Source organism: Nocardia altamirensis NBRC 108246 (assembly GCF_001612685.1).
Taxonomy (GTDB): Bacteria; Actinomycetota; Actinomycetes; order Mycobacteriales; family Mycobacteriaceae; genus Nocardia; species Nocardia altamirensis.
The window spans coordinates 1-16,160 of record NZ_BDAY01000112.1 but is presented as its reverse complement, the minus strand read 5'-3'; the positions used below and the strand labels follow the sequence as shown (position 1 = coordinate 16,160).

The 16,160-nt window shown below is 68.9% G+C and carries 12 protein-coding genes; all 12 read right to left on the bottom strand.

All coding sequences use genetic code 11. The features are described 5' to 3' along the window. Window positions 1-62: 62 nt before the first annotated feature. A complete protein-coding gene (locus NA11_RS40300; RefSeq protein WP_069167375.1) occupies window positions 63-866 on the bottom strand; it encodes a YggS family pyridoxal phosphate-dependent enzyme in 804 nt (267 codons plus the stop codon). A 73-nt stretch (window positions 867-939) separates the two neighbouring features. Then, on the bottom strand, window positions 940-1,659 hold the full coding sequence (gene pgeF / locus NA11_RS40295; protein ID WP_069167374.1) for a peptidoglycan editing factor PgeF: 720 nt from the start codon (window positions 1,657-1,659) through the stop codon (window positions 940-942). Between the two features lie 137 nt (window positions 1,660-1,796). After that, entirely contained in the window at window positions 1,797-3,020 is a 1,224-nt protein-coding gene (ftsZ, locus tag NA11_RS40290) for a cell division protein FtsZ (protein WP_069167373.1), read from the bottom strand. A 421-nt stretch (window positions 3,021-3,441) separates the two neighbouring features. Continuing rightward, window positions 3,442-4,236, bottom strand: coding sequence for a cell division protein FtsQ/DivIB (locus NA11_RS40285; protein ID WP_245746538.1), 795 nt, complete (start codon window positions 4,234-4,236; stop codon window positions 3,442-3,444). Between the two features lie 2 nt (window positions 4,237-4,238). Further along, the gene (gene murC / locus NA11_RS40280) at window positions 4,239-5,678 is read right to left on the bottom strand and encodes a UDP-N-acetylmuramate--L-alanine ligase (protein ID WP_069167386.1); all 1,440 of its coding nucleotides are present in this window, start codon (window positions 5,676-5,678) and stop codon (window positions 4,239-4,241) included. Between the two features lie 44 nt (window positions 5,679-5,722). Next, on the bottom strand, window positions 5,723-6,820 hold the full coding sequence (gene murG / locus NA11_RS40275; RefSeq protein ID WP_069167371.1) for an undecaprenyldiphospho-muramoylpentapeptide beta-N-acetylglucosaminyltransferase: 1,098 nt from the start codon (window positions 6,818-6,820) through the stop codon (window positions 5,723-5,725). Further along, on the bottom strand, window positions 6,817-8,265 hold the full coding sequence (gene ftsW, locus NA11_RS40270; protein WP_069167370.1) for a putative lipid II flippase FtsW: 1,449 nt from the start codon (window positions 8,263-8,265) through the stop codon (window positions 6,817-6,819). Before ftsW ends, murG begins: the two co-directional genes overlap by 4 nt. Then, window positions 8,262-9,701 (bottom strand): UDP-N-acetylmuramoyl-L-alanine--D-glutamate ligase, encoded by a 1,440-nt coding sequence (gene murD, locus NA11_RS40265; RefSeq protein WP_069167369.1) that lies wholly within the window; start codon window positions 9,699-9,701, stop codon window positions 8,262-8,264. The genes ftsW and murD overlap by 4 nt, the downstream gene beginning before the upstream one ends. A gap of 49 nt (window positions 9,702-9,750) precedes the next feature. Continuing rightward, window positions 9,751-10,827, bottom strand: a complete 1,077-nt coding sequence (gene mraY, locus NA11_RS40260; RefSeq protein WP_069167368.1) for a phospho-N-acetylmuramoyl-pentapeptide-transferase — start codon at window positions 10,825-10,827, stop codon at window positions 9,751-9,753. An 88-nt stretch (window positions 10,828-10,915) separates the two neighbouring features. Continuing rightward, the gene (locus NA11_RS40255; protein ID WP_069167367.1) at window positions 10,916-12,430 is read right to left on the bottom strand and encodes a UDP-N-acetylmuramoyl-tripeptide--D-alanyl-D-alanine ligase; all 1,515 of its coding nucleotides are present in this window, start codon (window positions 12,428-12,430) and stop codon (window positions 10,916-10,918) included. Then, window positions 12,427-14,019: a UDP-N-acetylmuramoyl-L-alanyl-D-glutamate--2,6-diaminopimelate ligase gene (locus NA11_RS40250; protein WP_084655502.1), complete on the bottom strand. Its 1,593-nt coding sequence runs from the start codon at window positions 14,017-14,019 to the stop codon at window positions 12,427-12,429. The genes NA11_RS40255 and NA11_RS40250 overlap by 4 nt, the downstream gene beginning before the upstream one ends. Before the next feature lie 113 nt (window positions 14,020-14,132). Beyond that, a complete protein-coding gene (locus NA11_RS40245) occupies window positions 14,133-16,025 on the bottom strand; it encodes a peptidoglycan D,D-transpeptidase FtsI family protein (RefSeq protein WP_439957143.1) in 1,893 nt (630 codons plus the stop codon). Window positions 16,026-16,160: the final 135 nt, after the last annotated feature.

The following is a 16,160-nucleotide window of genomic DNA, read 5'->3' as shown; positions in this document are numbered from 1 at the left end:
CTTGCTCAGCCCCTCGTCTGTCCCAAGCATATGTGTCGAATGTGACTGATGAGGTTTCTTTGCTACGCCGAGGTTATCGGTCGAGCGCCCATCAAGGCGGTACCGACACGCACAACCGTCGAGCCGTGTTGGATGGCAGATTCCAGATCCCCTGACATTCCGGCGGAAAGCTCTGTGGCACCGGGATGCTCGGCGAGCATCCTCGTGTGCAATATCGCAAGCCGCGCGAAAGATGCATCAGACTCAGCCCCCAGCGGCGGAATGGCCATCAGCCCCGACAATCGCAATCCTGGCGACGCCGCAACGTGTTCCGCGAGCGCTGCCAAATCCTCCGGTGCGACACCGCCGCGCGAAGGGTCGTCGTCCAGGCTCACCTGCAGGAGGACATGAAGCGGGTCGGTCCGGTCGCCTGCGTCGAGCGCGGCGCGCGCACCAGCGTCAAGGGCCGTTGCCAGTCGTTCGCTGTCGACCGAGTGGACGGTGTGCGCCCAGCGGGCGACGACCTTAGCCTTGTTCCGCTGGAGCCGTCCGATCATGTGCCAGTGGACATCTGAGAGGCCTTCGTCACTCTCGGCGCCCGATCGAGCCGCATCGACGCCCTGCCGAACCAAAGTTGGCAGTCCAGCCACCTTGGCAGTCGCCTCCTGCTCCCGTGACTCGCCGAACTCGCGGCGGCCGAGACGGTACAGAATCGCGACATCGGCAGCCGGAAAGAATTTCGTCACGGGGAGTAGACGCACCGTGTCCGAATCACGGCCCGACGCAAGGCAGGCCGCGTCGATCCGCTGCAGCAGACCGGACAGGTTGGTGGCCAACTCGGCCGTCCTGGCGTCGACGGTCTCCGTCAGATTCAGCGCCCCGCTCATGCCTGCGCCTCGCTGACGCTCGGCTCCGGCATGTGCGGGGCACGCTGGCACATGATTCGCTCGCTGCGCTCGCTCATGCTTGCATCCAGATCACCCCGGCGATGCGACCGGTCGGCGCGCCGCGGCGATGACTGAACAGGGTGCGGTCCTCGATGGTGCAGCGCGGGTCGACGGCGACCCCGCTCACCCCGGCTTCGGTGAGCTGCCTGCGAATTCCGGCGCGCAGGTCGAGCGAGGGCGTGCCACGCACCGTCGTCGCGGCGCTGCCTGGCAGGTGCGCCTCGACATCGGCACGCATCGCGGCGGGCACCTCGTACTGTCGACCGGACGCGGCAGGGCCGAGGAACGCCCCGATCCGCTCGAGCTTGGCGCCTGCCGACACCATCGCGTCGAGTACAGCGGGCACGATGCCGATCCTGGCGCCGATGCGACCCGCGTGCACCGCGGCGATCACGCCCGCCTCGTCGTCGGACAACAGGATCGGCACGCAGTCGGCGGTGAGCACGACGAGCGCGAGTCCGGGCACCGTGGTCACCACCGCATCGGTCGCAGGCACCGGCTCCGCCCGTGGGCCGTCGACGATTTCGACATTGCGGCCGTGAATCTGCTCCATCCACACCAGCCGATCCGGCGTCAGCCCGATCCCCTCGGCCAGCCGATCCCGATTGCGCCGCACCGCGCCGGGGTCGTCCCCCACATGGTCCCCAAGGTTGAACGACTCGTACGGCGGCGCCGAAAAGCCACCCGCCCGCGTCGTGGTCACCCGTCGAACAGTCAAAGTCGGCGCAGTCATACCCCCGAGCGTAGTGAAGGCCGACCTGTCACCCCCGCCCCCAGTGATCATGCCCATGAATGCATCGAGGGGAGTCACCCGGTGGCGGTTGACGATCAACCAGCAACCAGGTGACTCCCCTCGAAGTTCTTCGAGTTTTACCGGCGCATGAACGAGGGCACGTCGACGTCGTCGTCATCGTCGTCCGGCGGCTCGATGTGGGCGCGCGGGTTGTTCGCGACGGTCGGGTCGGCTAGGCGGGGGCGGTCGGAATAGCTCGGCACGTTGCTCCTGCTCGAGCCCGAGCCGATCGGGGTGGCCGTCGCATCGCTGCTGTGGGCTGCGACCTCGGTGCCGCGGCTCTTGGCGATCTCCCCTGCCCGCGCCGAGCCGATGTTGACCCGGCTGGCGGTGTCGAAGGTACGCCGGGCGGGTCCTCCACCGTCAAAACCCGCGGCAATCACGGTGACTCGCACTTCGTCGCCGAGCGAGTCGTCGATCACCGTGCCGAAGATGATGTTGGCCTCGATGTGCGCGGCCTCCTGGACCAGCGACGCGGCCTCGTTGATCTCGAACAGCCCGAGGTCGGAGCCGCCCGCGATCGACAGCAGCACGCCGTGCGCGCCGTCCATCGACGCCTCGAGCAGCGGCGAATTGATCGCCGACTCGGCCGCTTTCACCGAACGGCCCTCGCCGCGCGCGGAGCCGATGCCCATCAGCGCGCTGCCCGCGCCGGACATCACGCTCTTGACGTCGGCGAAGTCGACGTTGATCAGGCCGGGGGTGGTGATCAGATCGGTGATGCCCTGCACACCGTTGAGGAGCACCTCGTCGGCCGAGCGGAACGCGTCCATCAGGCTGACCGCCGCGTCGCCGAGCTGGAGCAGCCGGTCGTTCGGGATGACGATGAGCGTGTCGCAGGATTCGCGCAGCTGGGTGATGCCAGTTTCGGCCTGGCCGCCGCGCCGCTTGCCCTCGAAGGAGAACGGTCGCGTGACGACACCGATGGTCAAAGCGCCGAGCTTGCGCGCGATCTGGGCGACGACGGGAGCACCACCGGTACCGGTGCCACCACCCTCGCCCGCGGTGACGAAGACCATGTCGGCGCCCTTGAGCACCTCTTCGATCTCGTCCTTGTGGTCCTCGGCGGCCCTGCGGCCGACCTCGGGGTCAGCGCCTGCACCGAGACCACGGGTGAGTTCGCGGCCGACGTCGAGCTTGACGTCGGCATCGCTCATCAGCAGGGCTTGCGCGTCGGTGTTGACAGCGATGAACTCGACACCTTTGAGGCCCTGTTCGATCATCCGGTTGACGGCATTCACACCGCCGCCGCCGATACCGACGACCTTGATCACTGCAAGGTAGTTGTGCGGGGGCGTCATGGGCTCTCGCCTTCCTTCGATCTAAAGCCTGTCGTTTTCGGATTCGAGACATTTCGCCTGTTCAGCTGGGCGGAGTTCGCCTGAGCGGCTTCACTCAGCGATCCGCCGCCCGGGCAAACCCTCAACCTCAACCATAGGGTTAGCGTTATGTCAAGTATCCGACTGCTGCGGAACGCTATTCGCAGCCGCCGCAATCCGCGCGCAGGCGCGCCGAAACGGGAGACAGAATCTTGTGTGATCCCTCTCGTTTCGCCGACCCACACGACGTATGGTGAACGGTTGCCCCCCGGCGCTCCGTTCCCGGCGCGAAGACCGGTGGCATGAGCGTCAGGCCCGGAGACGGTGGTTCGCGGGACCACGCGGGGTCTGCGAACTCCGCCCATCGAAGTGTGCAATTCGACGCGGGCGCAATGGGTATCGCTCACTTTACCGTGACCAGATTGGGACTCGATACATCGAACACCGTTCCAGGGCGGGTCAACAGCGGGAGCACGACTGCCGACTTGCGCGTGGCGTCGTTCGTCCCTCCCCACAGTACCGTGCGGCCGTCCTTCAGATTCAGCGAAATATCCGAAATGGACCGTGCCACAACCTCGTCCACCTGAATGCCCAGCGCGGGCGGCAGCGCAGCGAGCACACCGACGGCGGCCTTGGTGACCGGGTCGGCGCTGGCCGGATGGTCGGTGACCAACCGGGGCACGCCGATCGGCGCGGCCTCGATCGCGAACTCCACGCTCTCCGCGTCGAGCAGATGCGCGCCCTGCGGGCTGTCGAAGAACAGCACCGGAACCCGCTCGACCACAGTCACCTTCACCGTCGACGGGAACACCCGCTGCACCCGCACGGTGCGCACCTTCGGAATATTCGCGACGCGCCGGGCGATCTCGGTGGTATCGATGCGCAGCATCGAGCGGCCCGAAGGGATTTCGAGCAGCGCCCGCACCTGCTGCTCGGGCACCGCGATCGCGCCGTCGATCTTGACGGTGCGCACGGAAAGCACCGGGGTGAACAACGCGACGGCCGCGACAACGGCAAGGACGCACACACTCAGCAATCCCCACAACCAGATTCGCCGCCACCGCGCCGGACTCAGCCGTTCCATCGCCGACCGGACGAACCCGGGTCCGTCCCGCCGCTCCGCGCGGACCCGCCCCGATCCGCCGCTGGTGTTCGCCCGTCCCGCCGACTCCACCGACTGCCGTCCCCGGCGTGTCACCGTCAGCGCCCGTACTGGGGCCGCGCCCGCAGGCCGTCGAGGATCTGGCTGCCGAGCATCGTCACGTCGCCTGCACCCATGGTGATCACCACGTCGCCGGGCAGCGCGAGCCGCGCGACCTGGCGACCGACCCGGGACATATCCGGCTGGTAATGCACGGGTTTGGTGACCGACTGCGCCACCAGCGCACCGTTCACCCCTGGCAGCGGCTTCTCCCGCGCCCCGTACACATCGAGCACGACGACCTCGTCGGCCAGGCTGAGCGCGGCGCCGAAATCCTTGGCGAAGGTCGCGGTGCGGCTGTACAGGTGCGGCTGGAAGACCACGATCACCCGGCCTTGCCGCGACCGCGCACCATCGCGGGCCTCCTGCTGCACCAGCTCGGCGGCGGCGCCGAGCACGGCGCGCACCTCGGTCGGATGGTGGGCGTAGTCGTCGAAGACCCGAACGCCGTTCTCCCTGCCGTTGAACTGGAATCGGCGGTGCACGCCGCCGAAACCTTCCAGGCCCTGGACGATTTCGTCCACGTCGGCACCCGTTGCGCGGGCGGCGAGCAGCGCAGCCATGGCGTTCAACGCCATATGCCTGCCCGGCACCGCGAGCCGCAGCGTGCGCGGCGCCGATTCGTCGGCGAGCTGGAACCCTACGATGCCGCCGACATCGCGCGGTTCCCAGCTGTGCAGGCGAACGCCGACCGGAACCGGCGCGTCGGCGAGCTCGCCGGAGCCGTAGCCGAGGACCCGAATGTTCTTCTCGGCCAACCGCGCACCGACCCGCTCGGCCAGCGCGAAGGAACCAGGATCGTCAAGGCAGACAACCAGCAGGCCGCCCTCGACGAGCCGGTCCGCGAAATCATCGAAGACCTGGACATAGGCCTCGTCGGTACCGAAATAGTCGAGGTGATCGGATTCGATGTTGGTGACCACCGCGACGTCCGGCTCGTACTGCAGCAGCGACCCGTCGCTCTCGTCGGCCTCGGCGACGAAGATGTCCCCGGTGCCGTGGTGGGCGTTGGTGCCCGCCTCGTTCAGCTCGCCGCCGACCGCGAAGGACGGGTCGAGCCCGCAGTGCTGCAACGACACGATGAGCATCGAGGTGGTCGAGGTCTTGCCGTGCGTGCCCGAGACGAGCAGCGTCCGATGCCCCTGCATCAGCGACGCGAGCACGGCGGGGCGCAGCAGCACCGGAATGTCGCGCCGCTTCGCTTCCACCAGTTCGGGATTGGTCTTCGGGATGGCCGCGTAGGTGGTGACCACCACGGTCGGGCCGCCGGGCAGCAGGTCGAGCGCGCTGGCGTCGTGGCCGATGCGCACCTGCGCGCCCCTTGCCCGCAGCGCGAGCACGCCGCGACTCTCCTTGGCATCCGAACCGGAGACGGCGCCGCCGCGGGACAGCAGGATGCGGGCGATGCCGGACATGCCGGCACCGCCGATGCCGACCATGTGCACCCGCGCCAGCGAGGGCGGCAGTGACGAGAGCTCGTCGCTCACTGAGCTACCTCCAGGACGATGCGCGCCACCGCGTCGGCGGCGTCACGGTGCCCGGCACCGCCTGCGGCGCTGCCCATCTCGATCAGCCGTGCGGAGTCCATGAGCAGCGGAATCACCTCATCGATCACGTACTTCGGGGTCAGTTCCGAATCGGGCACGATTCTGCCACCGCCCTGCGCGACGACCGGTCTTGCGTTGAGTTCCTGCTCGCCGTTGCCGTGTGCAAGCGGCACATAGAAGGCGGGCAGCCCGACCGCCGACACCTCGGCGACGGTCATCGCACCCGACCGGCAGACCACCGCGTCGGCGGCGGCGTAGGCGAGATCCATCCGGGAAAGATACGGCACCGCCACGTATGGCGCGCCCCCGGCGGGCGCGGCGAGGTCCAGGGTGTTCTTCGGGCCGTGCGCGTGCAGCACCGAAATGCCTGCCGCGGCCAGCTGCGCCGCCGCACCCGACACCGCCTCGTTCAGCGATCGCGCGCCCTGCGAGCCGCCGAACACCAGCAGTACCGGTCCCTCGGCAGGCAGCCCGAAATGGGCGCGCGCCTCGGCACGCAACGCGGCGCGGTCCAGCGTGGTGATCGCCGCCCGCACCGGAATGCCGACGACCTGCGCCCCGGCCAGCCCCGAATCCGGAACGGCAGCGAGCACCCGTGCGGCTCGGCGCGCGCCGACCTTGTTCGCAATCCCCGCCTTGGCGTTCGCCTCGTGCACCACCACCGGCACCGCGCGCCGCCGCCGCAGCAGGCCAGGCCCGGCGGCCAGGTAGGCGGGCAGCGCCACGTAACCGCCGAAGCCGACGATCACATCGGCCTCGACCTTGTCGATGACGGCCCTGGTCCGCGCCACCGAGGCACGGACACGGCCGGGCAGCCGCAGCAGATCGGCGGACGGCTTGCGCGGCAACGGCACCGGCGGGATCAGTTCGAGGGGATAGCCACGTTCGGGGATCAGGCGAGTCTCCAAGCCACGTTCGGTGCCGAGCGCGGTCACCCGGATCGAATCGTCGAGTCGCCGCAGCGCATCCGCTACTGCCAGGGCGGGCTCGATATGGCCCGCCGTGCCGCCGCCTGCGACGATTACCGAGATCACCTAGATCGTCCCCGTTCTCTTGCGTGGTTGACCGGATAGCTTGGCTCCCATGCCCTGGTGGCGCGCAGCGAACTGGTGCCGCGGCTCTCGGGCGAACGCCGTCGGCCCGGCTCCTCCTTCGGGCGCCGCGCCGGAGGCAAGGCCTGTCTGCGCTGCGGCGGCGGCTTCTTGGCGCGCTGCGCGGACTTCGCGCGGGCGGCACTGGCTCTGGCAGGCGAGTAGATTTCCGGCTTCGGCAGCCGCAGCAATCTGCTGACCCTGCCGTCCTGTCCGGAGTGTAGTGCCGAAACCGCTTCGGGCTCATGGCGCGCGGCGTTCGCGATGATGCCGAACATGAACAGGGTGATCGCCAGCGACGAACCGCCCGCGGACACCAGCGGCAGCTGCAGGCCGGTGACCGGAAGCAGACCGACCACGTAGCCGATATTGATCAACGCCTGCACGGTGATCCAGGTGGTCGCGGTCGCGGTGAGCAGGCGAAGGAACGGATCGACCGAGCGGCTGGCGATGCGAAGGCCGGTGTAGACGAACAACGCGAACAGCCCGAGCACCAGTGCGCAGCCGAGGAAGCCGAGTTCCTCGCCGATGATGGCGAAGATGAAGTCGTTGTGTGAGTTGGGCAGATAACTCCACTTGGCGCGGCTCTGCCCGAGGCCACGACCCCAGATGCCGCCGTCGGCCAGCGAGTACAGCGCTTGGCGCGCTTGGTAATTCTTGCCCTGCGGGTCTTCGCCTGGATTGAAGAACGCGCGCATCCGGTCGGACCGGTACCCGGCGGACAAGGCGAGCACGCCCGCCGCGATCATGCCGGACACCGCGATGGTGATGAACAGCCGCAGCGGCAGTCCGCCGAACCAGAGCAGCGCCGCGAGCACGACACCGAGCGCGATGGTGGTGGACAGGTTGGGCTGCAACACCACGAGCAGACACACGATCAGGCCCGCAGGCACCAGCGGCACCAGAATGTCTTTGAGGCTCGCGTGTTCCGAACGCCGCGACGCCAGCAGGTGGGCACCCCACACCACCAGCGTCACCTTGACGATCTCCGACGGCTGCACCGAGATCGGCCCGATGAACAACCAGCGCCGCGCGCCCTGCACCTCGGAGCCGATGCCGGGAATCAGCACCAGCACCAGCGCGACCACCGACAGCGCGAACAGCGGGAACGACCATTGCCGCAGCCGCTTCAACGGAATGCGCAGCGCAAGATAGAACAGCACGCAGCCGATCGCGGCGAACAGTGCCTGCTGGATGAACAGCGAATACGCCGATCCCCCATCGGCATACGCCTCGACGCTCGACGCGGAAAGCACCATCACCAGGCCGAGCACGGTGAGCAGCGTGGCGATGGTGACGACGAGATGGAACGACGCGAGCGGCCGCGCCAGCCAGGCCACGAAGCGGGCTCCGGCTCGCGGGTCCGTCCGCCGCGCCGTTTCACTCATAGCTGCCGCCCGACGTCACCGTCTTCCAGTGCGTGCACCGCGGCCGCGAAACTGCGGCCCCGATGCGTGTAGTCGGCGAACATGTCCAGGGATGCCGCTGCCGGAGCGAGCAATACGGTGTCGCCACGACTGGCGAACCCGGCCGCGGCGCGGACCGCACGCGCCATGACAGCGTCGGCCTTATCGGTTATCGACGCGTCACCCATCCCAGCATCGTCTCCCGCGATCAGCTCGATGACCGGGACATCGGGCGCGTGTCGCGCCAATGCGGCCGCGAACACCGGCGCGTCGGCACCGATCAGCACCACCGCGACGAGCCGGTCGGCGACCTCTTCGACCAGGTCCTCGATCTGCGCGCCCTTGAGCTGGCCGCCTGCCACCCAGACCACCTGCGGATGCGCCAGGATCGCGGTGCGTGCGGCGTGCGGGTTGGTCGCCTTGGAGTCGTCGATGAAGTCGACGCCTGCCACCTCGCGCACGAACGCGGAGCGGTGCGGGCCGACCTTGTGCTCGATCAGGCCTTCCCGAATGAACTGCGGCGCCACGTCGATGGCCCTGGTCAGTGCGGCCGCGGCGAGCGCATCGGCGACGCCTGCCGGTCCCGGCGGGCTGATGTCGCCGACCTCGGCCAGGATCGCGGCCTTGGTGAACGCGCGATCGAGCAGCTTGCCGTCGACGACGCCCAGCTCACCGTCGGCGGGCACGCCGATCCGGAAGCCAACGGTGCGACGGGCTTTCGAACGACGCGCCAGCGAGGCGGCCACCGGATCGTCCAGCCCGACCACGCCGACCCTGCCGACCAGCGCCCGCGCCTTGGCCGCGGCGTACGCGTCGAGGCCGCCATGCCAATCCAGGTGATCCTCGGCCACATTGAGCACCACGCCCGCCTCCGGGCGCACCGACGGCGCCCAGTGCAGCTGGAACGAGGACAGCTCGACCGCGAGCACCTGGGGACCGGGGTTGCGCCGCAACGCATCCAGGATCGGCAGGCCGATGTTGCCGCACGCGACGCTGGGGATGCCCGCGGCGCGCAGGATGGCATGCGTCATCTGCGTCGTGGTGGTCTTGCCGTTGGTTCCGGTGATCACCAGCCATTTGCGCACCGGACCGTAGATCCTGGCTTGATCGACCCACCAGGCGAATTCGACGTCGCCCCACACCGGAGTGCCCTCGGCGACCGCCGCGGCGAGCACCGGTGAGTCCGGCCGCCAACCCGGGCTGGTGATCACCAGCGCGAACCGGCTCCAGTCCGCGGATTCCAGTTCCGCGCAGGTGGCGATGTCCAGGCCGAGCGCCGACGCTTCGGCCAGCGCCGCGGCGCCGCCGTCGGTCACCACCGGGCGTGCGCCGATATCGCGGAGCGGCTCGACGAGCGAGCGCCCCGAGACACCCCAGCCCGCGACGAGAACGTCACGGCCACGCAGGAATTCGAGCATGGGCCCTGGTGATCGCAGGGCCCGAGGAGAATGTTCGACCATCGCTAGTTCACCCGACCGCAGAGAGATATTCGCTGTAGAACAAACCGAGCCCGACGGCCGACGCCATCGCGGCCAATAGCCAGAACCTGATGATCACCGTAGTCTCGGCCCACTTGCTGAGCTCGAAGTGATGATGGAACGGCGCCATCTTGAACAGCCGGTTGCGCGTGGTGCGGTAGACCGCGACCTGGAGCACGACCGACAGGGTCTCGGCAACGAAGAGCGCGCCGATGACGATCATCAGCAGCTCAGTACGTGTGGTGATGGACAAGCCTGCGAGCATGCCGCCGAGCGCGAGCGAGCCGGTATCACCCATGAAGATCTTGGCGGGCGCGGCATTCCACCACAGGAACCCGACGCACGCCGCCGCGCCTGCGGCACAGACCAATGCCAGGTCGAGCGGGTCGCGCACGTTGTAGCAACCGAGCTCGGGCTTGGTCTCGCAGGCGTGGTAGTACTGCCAGAACGTGATGACCACGTAGCCGCCGAGCACCAGGCTCATCGATCCTGCCGCCAGACCGTCCAGTCCATCGGTGAGGTTCACCGCGTTGGACCAGGCGACGACCACCAGGCAGACGAAGACGAGGAACACGACGACGCCCATGGTGACCGTGCTGATGTCGCGCACATACGACAGGTGCCTGCTGGCCGGGGTCAGCCCGCTGGCGCCGCGGAACTGCAAGGCGAGCACGCCGAACACGACGGCGGCGGTCAGCTGACCGAGGTACTTGCCCGCGGCCGTCAGGCCGAGGTTGCGCTGCTTGCGGATCTTGATGAAGTCGTCGACGAAGCCGACACCGCCGAGCGCGGTCGCCAGGCCGAGGACGAGCAGCCCGGAGGCCGAAGGACCGTCGGCGTTATAGCCGATGCCGATCAGATGCGAGCCGAGGTAGCCGGCCCACATGCCGACGATGATGGCGACACCACCCATGGTCGGGGTGCCGCGCTTGGCCTGGTGACTGGCCGGGCCGTCGACCCGGATCTCCTGGCCGAAGCCCTGCTTGGCGAACATCTTGATCAGCAGCGGGGTCAGCAGGATGGACACGGCAAGCGCGATCGCGGCCGCGAACAGAATCTGTCTCACGACTGCGCCTCGCTTGCGCTCAGCTCAGTCGTTCGGCAGCGGACGTCGTCGTCCGACCGGTGGTTGGCGATGACCACGGCTCCTTCACTCACCCTGCTGCCTCCGTGCTTTCCTTGCGTCCGCTCGATGGCTCACTACCGGTCAGGTGTTCGGCGACCTCCCAGAGGCCCTCCGACTTCGACGCCTTCACCAGCACCACGTCACCCGGCTCGACTTCGTCGTCGAGCAGCGCGATGGCCGCGGCGATGTCGGGCACAAGGATCGATTCCTCGCCCCATGAGCCTTCCATCACCGCTCCCTGATGCATCGCCCGGGACGGCCTTCCGGTGCCGACGACGATCAGCCGGTGCACGTCGAGCCGGACCGCGAGCCGCCCGATCCGATCGTGTTCGATCACGGATTCTTCCCCTAGTTCGCCCATCTCGCCGAGCACGGCCCAGCTGCGGCGCGGAGTTTCGCCCGCGCGCGCCATGGTGACCAGCGCTTTCAGTGCTGCGCGAACGGAATCCGGGTTGGCGTTGTACGCGTCGTTGACGACGGTCACGCCACGGTCGGTGGTGCGCACGTCCATGCGGCGGGCCGAAACGGCGCGCGCGCCGGACAGCGCCTGCGCGACGGTGGCGAGGTCGGCACCGCATTCCATGGCGACGGCGGCGGCGGCCAGCGCGTTGCCGACCTGGTGCTCACCGTGCACGGCCAGCTGGATCGGCACACTGCCCGCCGGGGTGTGCATGGTGAAACCGGCACGCGCCTGTTCGTCGAGGCGGATGTCGGTGGCGCGCACTGTCGCGCTGTCCGAGTGCCCGACCGTCACCACGCGGGCCGACGTCCGCGCCGCCATCGCGGCGACCTGCTGATCGTCGGCGTTGAGCACCGCCAGCCCGGACGACGGAAGCGCTTCCACCAGTTCGCCTTTGGCCTTCGCGATCGCCTCGCGGCTGCCGAACTCACCGAGGTGGGCGGTGCCGACGTTGAGCACGACGCCGATGCGCGGCGGTGTCACCTCGGCCGCGGCAGCGATATGACCGGTGCCGCGCGCCGACATCTCGAGCACCAGGAAACGGGTGTCGGCGTTGGCGCGCAACGCGGTCCACGGGTGGCCGAGCTCGCTGTTGAACGAACCCGGCGGCGCGACCACGGTGCCGAGCGGCGCGAGTACGGCCGCGAGCAAGTCTTTGGTCGAGGTCTTGCCGGACGAGCCGGTTACCCCGATCACGGTGAGAGTGCCTGCCGCGCTGAGACGTTCGACACTGACGCGGGCCAGATCGGCGAGCGCGACCAGCGCGGCCGCGCCGGAGCCGTCCGAATCACCGGCCAGCGCAACCGAACTCGCAGGCAACGAGCCGGGGTTCGGCGCGACCACGATGGCAGGCACCCCGACCGGGCGTGCCGCGAGCACCGCGACCGCACCGGCGGCGATCGCCGCCGTCGCGAAGTCGTGCCCGTCCGAGCGTTCGCCGGGCAGCGCAAGGAACAGATCACCGGGACCGATTCGGCGCGAATCGAATTCGACCGAACCGGTGACTCGCACCTCCGGGTCGGGGACGTCGTGCAGCGTGCCGCCGACGACGTCCGCGATCTCCCGCAGTGTCATCTCGATCATGAAACCGTCAAGTCCTCCGCATCCGCGCTGTGCGGACTTCGCTTGTCCAGTGCCGCCGCGAGCACGTCGCGGTCGTCGAAGGGATGCTTCACGCCCTGGATTTCCTGCCCTGCCTCGTGGCCCTTGCCAGCAACCAGTACCACGTCGCCGGGTTGTGCCCAATTCACCGCTGCCGCAATGGCTTCGGCGCGATCGCCGACCTCGCGCACCGTACCGCGTTCGGCCTCGGGCACTGCGAGCGCACCCGAACTCATCGCCGCCCTGATCCGTTCCGGGTCTTCGCTGCGCGGGTTGTCGTCGGTGATGATCACCAGGTCGGCGCCGCGCGCCGCCACCTCGCCCATGAGTGGACGCTTGCCTGCGTCGCGGTCGCCACCGGCGCCGATCACCACGGCAAGGCGCCCAGGCGCTTCCGGTGCGTCGGCGGCGAGATGTCCACGCAGCGTAGCGATCACCGATTCCAGCGCGGCCGGCTTGTGTGCGTAGTCGACGATGGCGAGGAAGTCCTGGCCCCGCTCCACCCGCTGCATCCGGCCTGGCACGTCGACGGTGGCCAGCGCGGGCGCAGCGACCGCTGCCTCGACACCGGCCGCCGCGCACAGTGCGATCGCGAGCAGCCCGTTGGCCACGTTGTAGCGGCCGGGAAGACGCAGCCGCACAGCGACATCGCCGTCCGGACCGGCCGCGGTGAACTCCTGCGCGCCGCCGTGCGCCCGGATGCCGTCGCGCACGGCCCAGTCTCCGGATCCGGTGGTGGACACCGTGATCGGGGCGTCGAGGTCCGCAGCGAGGCGTTGGCCCCATTCGTCGTCGACGCAGATCACCGCGGTCCGTGCGGCAATCGGCGAACCTGCCTCGAACAGCCTGCGCTTGGCGCCGAAGTAGTCCTCGAAGTCGGCGTGGAAGTCCAGGTGGTCCTGTGACAGGTTGGTGAACCCACCGACCGCGAAACGCACGCCGTCGACGCGGCCGAGCGCCAGCGCGTGGCTGGACACCTCCATCACCACCGCGTCAACGCCCTGCTCGACCATCAGCGCGAACATCGCGTGCAGCTGCGGCGCCTCGGGCGTGGTCAACGCGCTCGGCACCCGGCGCCCGCCGATCCTGGTCTCGATGGTGCCGATCAGCGCGGTCGACAGGCCGCCTGCGGCCAGCCCCGCCTCCACCAGATAGGAGGTCGTCGTCTTGCCCGAGGTGCCGGTGATGCCGACGATCCGCAGCTGCGCACAGGGGTTGCCGTAGATCGATGCGGACAATTCGCCGAGCACCCCGCGCGGGTTCTCCCGCACCAGCACCGGCACGTCCAGTGCTCCGGCCAGTTCGGCGCCCGCCGCATCGGTGAGCACCGCAACGGCGCCGCGGGCGACCGCGTCGGCGGCAAAGCGCGCGCCGTGCGATCGGGCACCTGGCAGCGCCGCGAAGAGATCTCCAGGCAGCACGGCCTTGGACCGCTGCTCGATGCCGGTGACCACGACCCCGTCGAGGGATGCCGGTACAGCCGGTTCCGCCTCGATCGCGGCCGCGAGCACCGTCAACGATGTGGTTGGCACGTGCGCTGGTCGCAACGCATGCGCTTGGCCGGACTGCACAGAAACCAGGCTCCTCTCGGCGGGCGGTGATCGACGTGTCAGGTTACCGGCGACGGATAGCGCCTTCACCACGCGCCTGCGTTTTTCCGCACCGCATGCCCGGGAGACACGCCCTAGTCGGCCTGCAGCACGAATCGCCTGGACGGCTCCGGCGACGGCGGGATGCGGTCGCGCTGGAGTGCCCACGAGGCGATGCTGTGGAACAGGGGCGCGGCCGACTGGCCGCCGCTGCCGTCGGAGCTGCGGATCGGGTTGTCGAGCATGAGGCCGATCACGTAGCGCGGGTTGTCGGCAGGGACCATGCCCGCAAAGGTGATCCAGAACGAGGACGTCGAGTAACACCGGCAGGCCGGGTCGACCTTCTGCGCGGTGCCGGTCTTGCCCGCGACCTGATACCCGTCGATGGCGGCGGGGCCGCCGGTGCCGTTCTGGTTGGCGTTCATCGGATCCCGCTGCACCACCGATTGGAACATGGTGCGCAGCGTCGCCGCGGTCTGCGGGCTCACCACCCGCACGCCCTCGGGCTGTTCCTCTTCGGCGCGGTGACCGTCCGGGCCGATCTTCGACTTGATGATGCGCGGCGGAATGCGCACGCCGTCGTTGGCGATGGCCTGGTACATCCCCGTCATCTGCAGGGTGGTCATCGAAAGGCCCTGGCCGATCGGCAGGTTCGCGAAGGTGCCGCCGGACCACTGGTCCCTGGCAGGCACCTGGCCCGAGCTCTCGCCGGGCAGGCCGACGCCGGTGCGCTGGCCGAGACCGAAGCGATTCACCATGTCGGCGAAGCGGTCCTCGCCGACCCGCTGGGCCAGGATCAGGGTGCCGACGTTGGACGACCTGCCGAAGATGCCGGTGGTGGTGAACGGCGAAACACCGTGCGGCCACGCGTCGTTGACGGTCACCCCGGCCATCCGGATATTGCCGGGCACCTGGTGCACCTCGTCGGGAGTCGTCAGGCCGTACTCGATGGCGGCCGAGGCCGTGATGATCTTGTTCACCGATCCCGGCTCGAAGACGTTGGACACCGAGGGGTTGTTCATCCCCGCGTTGTCCCAATGTTCCGGTCCCAGTTGCGGATTGAAGGTGTTGTCGCTGGCCATCGACAGCACCTGGCCGGTCTTGGCGTCGAGCACCACCGCCGAGGCCGCATTGGCGCCGGACATCTCCTTGGCCTGCTGCACCTGCTGTTGCACGAAGTACTGCAGATCCGAGTCGAGGGTCAGCTCGACGCCGTAGCCGTTCACGGCGTCCTGCTTGTCGCGCGAACTGCCGGGGATGACGGCGCCGTCGGAGCCGCGGTCGTAGGTGCGCGAACCGTCGGTGCCTGCGAGCACCGAGTCCAGCGAGGACTCGAGCCCGATCTGACCGTGGCCGTCCCAGCCGGTCGCGCCGATCACGTTGGCCGCCAACGAGCCACCGGGATACTCGCGCGGGTGCTGCACCTCCGCGCCGACCTCCGGGTACTTGGCCCTGATATCCGCGGCGATCCGCGGGTCGACATTGCTGGCCAGGTAGACGAACTTCTCATTGCTGCGCAGCTTGGCGAGCAGTTCCGACTCCGATGGGCCCGACTTGCCGAGCTTCTCGGCGATCATCTTGGCGATGTCCTCGAGCCGCTTGTCCGGATCGGGCGCCTTTTCGCTCTTCGCCCGCGCGTCGGCGAGCTGCTTGCGCACCGGAACCGGTTGGAAGCTCAGCTTTTTCGCGGCGACGGTGAAGGCGAGCAATTTGCCGTTGCGGTCGGTGATCGGGCCGCGGGTGGCGTAGTCGGGTTCCTGATAGGTGCGCTGATCTGCCGCCTGCGCGGACAAGCTCGGCGCGTTGATCGTCTGAATCCAGAGCAGTTGCAGCGCGACGACGCCGAGCGCGATCAGCATCAGGATCCGGCCTGCGCCGAGCCGCCTGCGCAGCGGCGTGTCCTTCTTGGGCGGCGCCGAACGTGGTCTTGCCGCCTTGGTGGGCCCAGGCCCACGTCGCTGGCGCGGCGCGGGCCTGGTCTGTGTCACCGCTGGCCTCCGTTGTCGGGAAGTTGTTGCGGCTGCGGGGTTTCCGAATGCGGCCTGGCGATGTCCTCGGGCGGCGGCTGCGGCGCCTCCGCCTGCGGGACGGCATCGGCATGGGGTACCGCACCCGCCTGCGCC